Raw genomic sequence first — 10,831 nt, forward strand, 5'->3', positions numbered from 1 at the left:
ACCTTGAAGCGGCCGGCGTTAGGTAGGATTACGCGGCTTGGAAGCGCCACTCGGTTCTGTAACGATCGGCGGCGAGATCCTTGTGAGAAACCTCCGGCGCCCGGCCGGTGATCAGATCGGCGAGAACACGCCCGGAGCCGCAGGCCATCGTCCAGCCAAGGGTGCCATGGCCGGTGTTCGTGTACAGGTTCTTGTATCGTGTCGGACCGACCACCGGGGTGCCGTCTGGCGTCATCGGCCGCAGTCCCGTCCAGAAGCTGGCTTGCCTGACGTCGCCGCCCTGCGGAAAGAGGTCTGTGACCGAATGCTCAAGTGTCGCCCGCCGCGGCCCCCGTAGGCGCTGGCTGAAGCCGGCCAGCTCCGCTGTGCCGCCGACCCGGATCCGATCGCCTAAGCGCGTGATCCCGACCTTGTAGGTCTCGTCCATCACGGTCGAGACCGGTGCCGCATCCACATCGGTGATTGGCATGGTCAAGGAATAACCCTTCACCGGATACACCGGCAGATGGATCCCTAAGGGCTTCACCAGATGGGGCGTATAGCTACCCATCGCTGCCACATAGGCATCCGCCGTGAACACCTCGCCGCCGTTGATCTGCACCCCGATAATCCGCTCCCCTTCGGTGAGCAGCTTTTGGACGGAGGTGCTGTACCGAAACCGGACGCCCAGCTGCTCGGCCATGGCAGCAAGCCGCTGGGTAAACAGATGCGCATCCCCGGTTTCATCGCCGAGAAGACGCAGTCCACCAGCGACCTTGCCTTTCACCAGACCCAGGGCCGGTTCAACACCGACGCATCCTGCCGGATCCAGGATCTCGTAAGGCACGCCATAGGCATCGAGAACAGCCGTGTCCTCGCCAATCCCGTCAAGTTGCTTTTGCGTGCGGAAGAGCTGAAGTAGCCCCTGCTCCCGATGGTCATAGGTGATACCCGTCTCCTGCCGCAGCTCGCGCAGGCAGTCCCGGCTGTACTCAGCCAGACTGACCATCCGGCTCTTGTTGCGTCGGTAGGCGTCCTCGGTGCAGTTGGCCAGCATATGGGCGAGCCAGCCCCAAAGGCGCAACTCGGTGCGGGGCCAGAGCACCAGGGGCCGATGCCTCATCAGCAGCCACTTCATCGCCTTGATCGGAATGCCCGGAGCCGCCCACGGAGCGGAGTAGCCGGGTGAGACCTGTCCTGCATTGGCAAAGCTCGTCTCCATGCCGGCAGCGGGCTGGCGGTCCACCACCGTCACCTCATGGCCTTGCCTGGCGAGATAGTAGGCGGACGTGACGCCGATGACGCCGCTGCCGAGAACGAGAACGCGCATGGTGTGTATCCTCAGGAATGGATGTACTGACGGTGGTAGCGGGCACCTAAGCTGTTGAGCAGTTCGTAGCCGATCGTGCCGGAGCGGCCGGAAGCCGTCGCCGGCGGGACATAATGGTCCACTGCAAAAGGCATCGAACGGAAAAGCTGCACTGCGCGCACCTCTAAGGATGCTCTAAAGTGACGTAAATCGTCCTGAATATCCTGCCGAAGCGTCGTAGGGTTCGCGTATTTGCCTGATGATGGCTTTATAAAATTCGATGCAATCGAACTTTCTGTCCTTATGGACAACGTCCTGCAATCTTTCTCAAGGAAAGCCAAGGTCGGCCATGTGGCTGCCGCTCGTGTCTGGGATTGAGCACTAAAGATCCGGCGGCTTGATTACAGCCCGGATCGCGAAACTCGAGTGAATACGGGCGACGCCCGGCAGGCAGGATAGAACGTCCGTGTGAATGCGCTCGTAGCTCGCCGCGTCGGGCACGGCCACACGGAGAAGATAGTCCGACGTTCCGGTCATGAGATAGCACTCCCGGATGTCGGGACATTGGCAGGCGGCCTTCTCGAAGCGCCTGAGATACTCGTCCGTCTGCCGTTCCAGGGTGATCTGCACGATGACGACCGTTTCCGATGCTGCGGCCCGATCATTGATCAGTGCGGAATATCCGCGGATCGTTCCGCTCTCCTCAAGAAGCCGAACACGGCGCAGGCACGCCGACGGAGATAACCCGACCTTCTCGGCCAGGTCGGCATTCGTGATACGCCCGTCGGTTCGGAGAATGCTGATGATGCGCTGGTCTATCGCGTCCATGGCGGCTCAAGGATCGATGACATTGAACGACTGCAACTGAGACGGCGTCATCGCACAGCTCAGTCGCCTGTGCAAAGTGACCGATCTCAGCCGGTGCTCAGCAAATCGGAGCGGAAGGATGCATCGAGGCGCTGCATGAAGCTTTCCGCGCAACACATGTGCTCGCGCATGATCCGGCTGACGCCGCTGCGATCCTTGACTCGGAAGGCCGCCACGAGATCCCGGTGGCTCGCCACGTTGTGCTGACCAAAAGCCTCGTGCTCGTCGTAGCGGTCGCTGCGGAACTCGACGAGATCGCGCAGGAGCCCGTTCAGGAAACGGCAGATGAAGGCGAGCAGGGGATTGTCGCAGCTCTCGCAGAGAATGTCGTGGAACTCGATCTCAAGCCGACGGCCCGTGACACGATCGCCGCTGTCGCGGGCTTCGACGCATTGCTTGATATTGGTCTCGAGTCGCTGCAATTGGTCCTCTGTCAGACGACCGACGACACTTTCCGCGAGAGACACCTCAAGGCCGCGCCGAAGCACGTAGATCTGTTCGAAATCCAACACTTGGAAATGGAGGTAGCTGCGCAACTGCTGCATGGCCGCGTCGATGGAAACGGGCTGGATCTCAGCGCCGCCGTTCGGCCCGGTCTGCATCTTCACAAGCCCCTGGACTTCAAGGGCCTTCAGCGCTTCGCGAAGAGTACCCTTCGCGCAGCCGTAATGCTGCATCAGGGTTTTCTCGTTGGGTAGCCGGTCACCCGGCTTAAGGCCCTCCCGCGCGATCCAGCGCCTCAGGTCTTCGGCGATCTGATCCGAGAGTTTCGTGCGCTGCATCCGTCCGCGCCCGCGGGCCAGAACGCCTTCATTGTCTCTTCTCATAGTCGAACCGCCTCAGGTTTCCACGGGATGTCTTCCTGGAGAGGGTATACCGGGCGGGCGAGCTTTTCGAAACGAAATAACTCGTAGTCCGAGCTCGTCACCCCACGGCTTGCACATTCGACGACGGCTCTGGCGATGGGTTCGAAGACGGGACGGCAATACATGCGGGATTTGAGGATCAGGTAGCGGCACGCACGGGGGTCGAGACCGACACTCGTGAACACCGCAAGGTCCCACGGCTCGTGAGGCTGCTCGGTGATGAGTACTCGCGCCCGGCCGGTGTCCAGCACGGCGGCCCGCCCCATGAGGCAGCGCATGCCCGTATAGGTTGGCCCGCTGATTGTATATTCGCCGTCGCCTAGAACGCGAATTACCCCGGCGAGCTCCAGCGGGCGCTTGGAGACGCCGATGCGCGGCATCGCCACGCGGTTGCCGATCCCGAGCTCGATCTGGGCGCCAACTCCTGCGTCCATCATTGCCGCCACGGCTTCAGGATCGCAGATCGGACCAACGACGATGTCATCGAGCCCCTGCGCTAGCGCCTCGCCGAGTACGTCCATAGTATCGCAGGTGCCCCCGGACATGCAGTTGTCGCCATGATCGAGCAGCAGGACGGGGCCTTGCCCCTCTCCCTCGGCGGCGGCGCGCGCCGCGACGACCGACTGGTGGAGCGGCTCCTCGTGGTACACGAACTCGGCGCGGCGCTCCCATAGGAACCCGCCGATCTCGCGCGCGGCCTCCGCGGCGAGATCAGCCGACTCCGCGACCGTGATCACCGAGACGCCGGCATCCGCGATGTCGGCAATGGGAAAGCCGCCGAAAACGCTGACAGCCAGCACGCCGGACCTCTCCTCCGCGGCTCTCGCAGCCTTGATCGCATCCTGCATGGCTCCGGGAACGCCAGTGTTCATCTTCAAGGTATGGGCCAGTTGTGGCGGATGGCACCAAGCCCGCTTCGGCGCGAACCCCTCGTCGAGCATGCGTCCAACGAGCCGCACCGCATGAGCACCGGTTTCGTACATGTCCACATGCGGATAGGTCTTGAAGCCGACGAGCACGTCGGCATTTGCAACCATTCGTTCAGTGATGTTGCCGTGAAGGTCGAGGGCGACGCCGAGCGGCACATCGGGTGCGATGGCACGGATGCGGGCGAGGAGCTCGCCCTCTCCATCCTCTAGGCTCTCGGTCACCATCGCCCCGTGAAGATCCAGGAGAACGGCGTCGCATCCGTTCCGGACCGCATCGACGATGGCTGCCGCCATGGCTTCGAAGGCGTCGTCCGCCACGGGACCACTCGGGTTGGCGGTGGCGAAGACCGGCGTCGCCACCTCTGCCCCACGCTCTTCCGCAGAGGCGAGAAAGGCGCCCATGGCAGTGCGCGAGCCCCTGCCAGCTTGCAGGGCATCCGCTCCCCAGCGGGGAGCAAAGGATGCAAGCGGCGTCGGCACCGGCGAGAACGTGTTGGTTTCGTGATTCATGCGGGCGACAACGAAGCGCATGCCTGTCTATCCTTGTGAAGGCGCCGGCCAGCGCCATGAAGTCCATGCATCCGGACGAACCCGGAGCGGTTGGTTCGAGATGCGTCAGCTCAGGCGTTCGATCCCGCGCTCGTCGTAGTCGAGAACCGCGCCGAGGAGCACCTGCACCCCAGCGGCGCATTCCTCGAAGGACGTGCTTTCTTCCTCGTTATGGCTTAGCCCGCCCGCGCAGGGCACGAAGATCATGGCGGTCGGCGCGACTCGGGCGATGTAGGCCGCATCGTGCCCCGCGCCCGAGATCATGTCGCGCGCCGGATACCCAGCCGCCTGCGCGCTCTTTCTCACGGAAGCAAGGCAATTACTATCGAACCTGACGGCAGGCGACTCCCAGACCTTCTTGGCTTCCACACCGAGGCTTCCCCTGCCGGCCATCTCGTCGACCGCGGCCAGGAGCTTGCGCTCCATGACGTCGAGTACTTCATCCTGCGGATGGCGGAAATCCACCGTGAAGAACACGTGGCCTGGCACGACGTTTCGCGAATTGGGCTGAACTTCAATCAATCCAACGGAGCCCACGGCGGAAGGAGCATGCTCCAGCGCAATGCCCTCAACCCGATCAATAAGCCGCGCCGCCCCCACGAGGGCGTCGTGCCGCATGGGCATCGGGGTCGAGCCTGTATGCGCTTCTCTTCCTGTGACGGAGATCTCGTACCAGCGCATGCCTTGTACGCCTTCGACGACTCCGATGACCTTCTCCTCCTGTTCGAGGATGGGCCCCTGCTCAATATGCAGCTCGAACATCGCTCCGAACGTGACCGATCCGGCCTTGGCGGCACCCCGATAACCGATCGCCTCGATGGCCTCGCCGAACGTGACGCCCTGACGATCTTCCCGGCTGTCCGCATAGCCCCGGTCGAAGACGCCCGCATAGACGCCTGACCCGAGCATCGCGGGCGCAAAGCGCGAGCCCTCCTCGTTGGTCCAGTTCACCAGCATGAGAGGCGCGTTCGTCTCGTAGCCGGAATCCTGAAGGGTCTTGAGTACCTCCAGGCCGCCGAGCACCCCGAGGATCCCGTCGAACTTTCCGCCCGTGGGCTGTGTATCAAGATGGCTGCCGATCGCGATGGGAGGAAGATCGGCGCGCCGGCCGGGGCGAACGGCGAACATGTTGCCGACCTCGTCGACCGTCACGGTACAACCGAGCCTCTCGCACTCCTGCTTAAGCCAGTCGCGCACCTGCCTATCGGTGTCCGTCAGGGTCAGGCGCGACACGCCGCCCTTCGCCGTTCCGCCGATCTTGGCGGTGTCCATCAAGCTGTCCCAGAGACGCTGGGGATTGATTTGAAGATTGGGAATCATTGATTTTACCAGAGCGCGGGGTCAATGGGCCTTCACGCCCAGGTAGCGGTCCTTCGTCGCTTCATCGGCCGCGAACTCGTCATGCGTACCGTGATAGACGACACGGCCGAGCTCCAGGATATAGTGGCGGTCGGCGAGTTGCGTACAGACGGCGAGGTTCTGCTCGACGAGCAGGATCGGGATTCCGGCCGCGCGGATCTTCTTGATCTGGTCGACGATCTCATCGACGATGACAGGGGCCAGTCCTTCGACGGGCTCATCCAGCATCAGGAGCTTCGGCGCGTTGAGAAGGGCTCGGGCAATCGACAGCATCTGCTGCTCGCCGCCAGAGAGCTGGCCGCCTCCGTTGCGGCGGCGCTCTTCGAGGCGCGGGAAGATCCTGTATACGTCCTTCAGCGACCAAGGTGACCCCTTCCGCTCCGCGATGCGCAGGTTCTCCTCGACGGTGAGCAATCCAAAGATGCCGCGGTTTTCGGGCACGAGGGCGAGACCGCGCTGAGCGATTCTGTGAGGACGCCATCCCGTGACGTCCGTTCCGGCGAAGCGCACGCGTCCGTCGCTCGGCGAGAGCAGGCCGCTGATGCTCTTCAGGGTCGATGTCTTCCCGGCCCCGTTCCGGCCGAGCAGCGTTACAACCTCGCCGGCCCGCACCTCGAGGGTCACTCCCTGAAGGATATGGCTCTTGCCGTAATAGCCATGCACGTTTTCGATCTCGAGCAATGCCGTGGTCATGCGATATCACCCGTGATCATGTTGCCGAGATAGGCGCGCCGCACTTCCGGATCGTCTCGCACCACGGCGGGCGGCCCCTCTACCAGCACGCGCCCCGCACGCATGACCGTCACGGTGTCGCTGATGTTCATGACGATGCCCATGTTGTGCTCGATGAAGAGCACCGTATGGTCGCGGCCCAGATCGCGGATCAGGGCCTTCATCGCCTCTACGTCGTCGATGCCCATTCCGGATGTCGGTTCGTCGAGTAGGATCAGCCGCGGCTTCGCGGCGACCGCCATCCCGACTTCGAGCCGCCGCTGCTGCCCGTGTGAGAGTTCGCCCGCCGCCCTGTCCGACACATGGGTCAGCTCTAGGCGCTCCATCACTTCGTCCGCGACGGCGAGCGCGTGGTCACGCGGATCGACTCCGCGCCAGGGTGCGAGCGCCTGAAGAGGATTGCGCCCCTGAGCCGCCAGGCGCAGGTTCTCGCGAACGTTCAGGTTCTGGAACAGGCTCGTCACTTGGAAGGAGCGCGCGATGCCCAGAGGCACCCTCTTGTCGTCGGACACATGGGTGATGTCCTGCCCGTCGAGGGTGATCCGCCCGCTCGATGCTCGCACGCGGCCGGTGAGGGCATGGAACAGGGTGGTCTTTCCTGCTCCGTTCGGGCCAATCACGGAGTGAATCGTGTTGGGCTTAATCGACAGGGTGACGTCCGAGAGGGCGAGGAAGCTGCCATATCGGACGCTGAGTTTGTCGGCTGCAAGGATCGGAGTCTGGGTGCTCATATACCCCTCCCCTCGGATTCCGGCTGGATGGGCGATTCGATGGAGGAGTTGATGGACGACTTGCGGCCCATGGGCAGGGCCTCGACCAGCCGTTCGAGGAGGCCCCAAAGACCCTTCTGCATGAAGAGCGCCACCACGATGAGGAGCCCGCCGAGAAGGAGAAGCCAGCGCGGCCAGATCGACGAGAGCAGATCCGAGACGATCACGTAGAACCCTGCTCCAAGCACGGAGGCGAACAGGTTTCCGGTGCCGCCGATAATCGTCATGATCAGGATGCTCTCGCTCATGTGGTAATCGATGTTCGACAGAGGCGCGACGCCGATGAGGAGAGCATGGAGCGCGCCGGCAAGCCCTGTCACCGCGCCGGAAATGGCAAAGGCCGTGATCTTGAAGTTGCGGACGGGGAAGCCGATGGCGCGCGCGCGTTCCTCATTGTCGCGAACCGCCAGCAGGGTACGCCCAAACGTGGAGCTCGCAACCCGCTGCAGAGCCGCGAAGAGAAGTAGAAAGAGCACCGCCACGAAGGCGTAGTAGGCCCAGGACTCTCCCAGAGAGAAAGGTCCGATGGCGGGCCGGGGAATGTTGAGCAGGCCGTTGTCGCCGCCGGTAATGTCCTTGAACGTGTAGGCGAGAAAGTAGAAGAACTGGGAGAAGGCGAGCGTCAGCATGACGAAATAGACGCCTTGCCGGCGGATCGAGAGCCAGCCGACTCCCGTAGCGACGACGGCTCCCGTGATCGCCGAGAGCACGAGCGCCAGAGCGAGCGGGAGTGAGGTGTGCAGCAAGGTCAGTCCGGCAGCGTAGCTCCCGAGTCCGAAGAAGATTCCCTGGCCGAAGGATAAAAGACCTGTATAGCCAAGGAGGAGATTGCATGCGGCCGCCGCCATGGCGAAGATCAGCACCTCGGACGCAAGCGTGCCAGACCGCATGAAGAGCGGGAGCGCAATGGCTACAAGAGCGGCGAGAAGAAAATGTAGAGAGGCGCGGTTCATGATGGCAGCCCTCATGCCCGGCCGAGCAGGCCGCGCGGCATCGTCAGGATGACGAGACCCATACCGAGATAGATCATCAGGCGGGCGCCCTCGGGCCAGAGCGTCGTCATGATGCTCTGCACGATCCCCACCAGAAGCCCTGCGATGAGCGCGCCCGTGTAGCTGCCCATGCCGCCGATGACGACGACCACGAAGGCGATGCCGAGAGCCTCGACACCCATGAAGGGCTCGACGCCGCGGATCGGTGCCGCGAGGGCTCCGGCGAGGCCCGCAAGGCCCGCGCCGAGGGCGAAGACGGCCGTGTTCACCCGCAGGATGTCGATGCCGAGCAACGAGACCATGTCAGTCGATTCCGAGCCTGCGCGCACCACTGCGCCGAGCCGCGTGCCCTCCAAAAGCCACCAGAGGCCGATGGCAAGGACGAGGGTCAGCCCGATGACGAAGAGGCGGTATTGCGGATAGATGAAATCGCCCAGCATAAGCACGCCACTGAGCGCGCCCGGAGTCGAGACATTGCCGCCCACTGGCCCCCAAAGGATGATGACCAGCTCCTGCACCATCAGGGCGAGTCCGACGGTCACGAGGATGTGGAACGTATGCGGCAAGTGATAGATGCGCCGCAGCAGGACAGATTCCGTCAGGGCCGCGAGCCCCGCAACGATGAATGGCGCCACAAGAAGCGCCGCCCAGAAATTCAGGCCGCGCTCGGTCATGTCATAAACAAAATAGGCGCCCAGAAGATAGAATGCGCCGTGGGCGAAATTCACGAAATGAAGCAGCCCGAAGATGATGCTCAGCCCCACCGCGAGCAGGAAGTAGAGCATTCCCAGGCCGATGCCGTTTACCAGCTGAAACAGATATATCACGCGGGCACCTGATGTTGGAGCCAATCAATGGTTGCAAGAAAGAGGGGACGGCCGCGTGCCGTCCCCGCCGCTGGTCAGGCCATCTTGCACTGGGCTTGCTCCGGAGACTGGAACGACTTGCCGAAGCTGATGATGTCGGCGTAGTCGTCCTTGTCCTTCATGGCACTCTTGGCCTTCCCCTTCAGCAGGTAATAGTTCTTGATCACCTGGTGGTCCGCCGCGCGGATCTCCTCGTCGCCGGTCAGGCCAGCATACTTCATGCCCTCCATGGCCTGGGTGACCGCCGGGCCGTCTGCGCTTCCCGCCTTCGCGGCCGCGTCGATCAGGATCTTCGTGGTCAGGTAGGCGCTGGCGAAGGCGTAATTCGGGTTCATCTTGTGCTTGGCCTGCACCTTGGCGACCAGCTCGCGGTTAAACGGCGAGTCGATGCCGTGCCAGTACTGAGCCCCGAAGTAGACGCCCTCCATCAGCTCAGGGCCTAAGGCTTCAAACTGTTCAAGTCCCGAAGCCCAAGCCAGCAGGATCGTCATGCGATTCTTCATGCCGAAGCTGACGGCCTGACGAAGAGTATCGGACGACTGGGAGCCAAAGTTGAGGATGAGGAGAGCATCGGGCTTGGCCGCCATGGCATTGGTCAGATAACCGCTGAATTCTTTTTCCGTGAGGGAGTGATAGCTGTTGCCGACATGCTCGATCCCCTTCTCCTTGAAGATCGCTTTCGCGGCGTTGAGCAGGCCGTCGCCGAACACGTATTGCGGCGTGATCGTGTACCAGCGCTTCGCGTTGGGAAGCTGCTCGATGAGCGGACGCACGGTCTGCTCGATGGCGCCAAACGTCGGCACGCTCCACCGGAACGTACTCTTGTTGCACTCCGAGCCGGTGATCTCATCGGCGCCTGCTGTGGTGATGAAGACCCCCTTCCCTTTCGCGACCTCCTTGCCCATGGCAAGGGCCTCGGACGACAGGATGCCGCCGGAGAACAGCGTTACTCCGCGCTCCATCGCCTCCTGAACTTTGCGAACGGCTGTGGCCGGTTTTCCTTCCGTGTCGATCTCGAGATAGCTCAGCTTACGGTCTAAGACCTTGCCGACCTCCTCAACAAGCATTGCGGTACCCATGGAGCCAAACTTACCATTGGCAGCGAAGGGCCCCGACATTGGAAGCGGCGCGCCAATGGTTATGTCCCCGCCGGCAGCGAAGGCCGGCCGGAGCCCCGTAGGGAGGAGCAGTGAGCCCACGGCGACGGATGAGAGTTTCAGCAGATCACGACGGTTGAGCATGGATACCTCTGGGCGGCTATTTGTTCTATTTATACGAATAGTTATTATAGAATTGAGCCTGTCAAGGGGCATCAGGATGGCCACTACGGGTCGCCGGGCACTAGTAGGGCCTCGAGGGCGGGTATGACCCGAGCCGAGTGAGAAACCGTCCTTAGAGTCGGGTTCTGTTGCAGCTTTGAGGGTCTCCTTGCCTGGGCTATGACGTGCGGGCGGTGCGAGGGGGCTGGCGGTGAAGCAGGATCAGAAGAACCCGTTCAAGGGCCGGCAGTTCACGGCAGAGATCATCCTGTGGGCAGTCCGCTGGTACCTGCAGTTCCCGATCAGCTACCGTGATCTTGCATTCATGTTCTCTGACCGGGGTGTGCAAGTGAA

11 protein-coding genes are annotated in these 10,831 nt (G+C 62.6%); all 11 read right to left on the reverse strand.

All coding sequences use genetic code 11. The features are described 5' to 3' along the window. Positions 1-28 precede the first annotated feature (28 nt). Positions 29-1,309, reverse strand: coding sequence for a D-amino acid dehydrogenase (locus IC232_RS23885; protein WP_190847456.1), 1,281 nt, complete (start codon positions 1,307-1,309; stop codon positions 29-31). A gap of 11 nt (positions 1,310-1,320) precedes the next feature. After that, entirely contained in the window at positions 1,321-1,443 is a 123-nt protein-coding gene (locus IC232_RS32960; RefSeq protein WP_281413421.1) for a hypothetical protein, read from the reverse strand. A 226-nt stretch (positions 1,444-1,669) separates the two neighbouring features. Beyond that, positions 1,670-2,116, reverse strand: a complete 447-nt coding sequence (locus IC232_RS23890) for an Lrp/AsnC family transcriptional regulator (protein ID WP_190847457.1) — start codon at positions 2,114-2,116, stop codon at positions 1,670-1,672. A gap of 86 nt (positions 2,117-2,202) precedes the next feature. Beyond that, a complete protein-coding gene (locus IC232_RS23895; protein ID WP_190847458.1) occupies positions 2,203-2,982 on the reverse strand; it encodes a FadR/GntR family transcriptional regulator in 780 nt (259 codons plus the stop codon). After that, a complete protein-coding gene (locus IC232_RS23900) occupies positions 2,979-4,481 on the reverse strand; it encodes a M81 family metallopeptidase (protein ID WP_190847459.1) in 1,503 nt (500 codons plus the stop codon). Before IC232_RS23900 ends, IC232_RS23895 begins: the two co-directional genes overlap by 4 nt. A gap of 84 nt (positions 4,482-4,565) precedes the next feature. After that, positions 4,566-5,819 carry a Zn-dependent hydrolase gene (locus tag IC232_RS23905; protein WP_190847460.1) on the reverse strand — a complete coding sequence of 418 codons (1,254 nt, stop codon included), beginning with the start codon at positions 5,817-5,819 and terminating at the stop codon, positions 4,566-4,568. Between the two features lie 21 nt (positions 5,820-5,840). Then, positions 5,841-6,551, reverse strand: coding sequence for an ABC transporter ATP-binding protein (locus tag IC232_RS23910; protein ID WP_190847461.1), 711 nt, complete (start codon positions 6,549-6,551; stop codon positions 5,841-5,843). After that, on the reverse strand, positions 6,548-7,321 hold the full coding sequence (locus tag IC232_RS23915) for an ABC transporter ATP-binding protein (protein ID WP_190847462.1): 774 nt from the start codon (positions 7,319-7,321) through the stop codon (positions 6,548-6,550). The genes IC232_RS23910 and IC232_RS23915 overlap by 4 nt, the downstream gene beginning before the upstream one ends. Further along, positions 7,318-8,313, reverse strand: a complete 996-nt coding sequence (locus IC232_RS23920; protein ID WP_210335479.1) for a branched-chain amino acid ABC transporter permease — start codon at positions 8,311-8,313, stop codon at positions 7,318-7,320. Before IC232_RS23920 ends, IC232_RS23915 begins: the two co-directional genes overlap by 4 nt. Positions 8,314-8,324: 11 nt before the next feature. Then, the gene (locus IC232_RS23925) at positions 8,325-9,179 is read right to left on the reverse strand and encodes a branched-chain amino acid ABC transporter permease (RefSeq protein WP_190847464.1); all 855 of its coding nucleotides are present in this window, start codon (positions 9,177-9,179) and stop codon (positions 8,325-8,327) included. Between the two features lie 74 nt (positions 9,180-9,253). After that, entirely contained in the window at positions 9,254-10,459 is a 1,206-nt protein-coding gene (locus tag IC232_RS23930; protein WP_190847465.1) for an ABC transporter substrate-binding protein, read from the reverse strand. Positions 10,460-10,831 lie beyond the last annotated feature (372 nt).

The sequence above is a fragment of the Microvirga sp. genome (assembly GCF_014699075.1).
GTDB lineage: Bacteria > Pseudomonadota > Alphaproteobacteria > Rhizobiales > Beijerinckiaceae > Microvirga.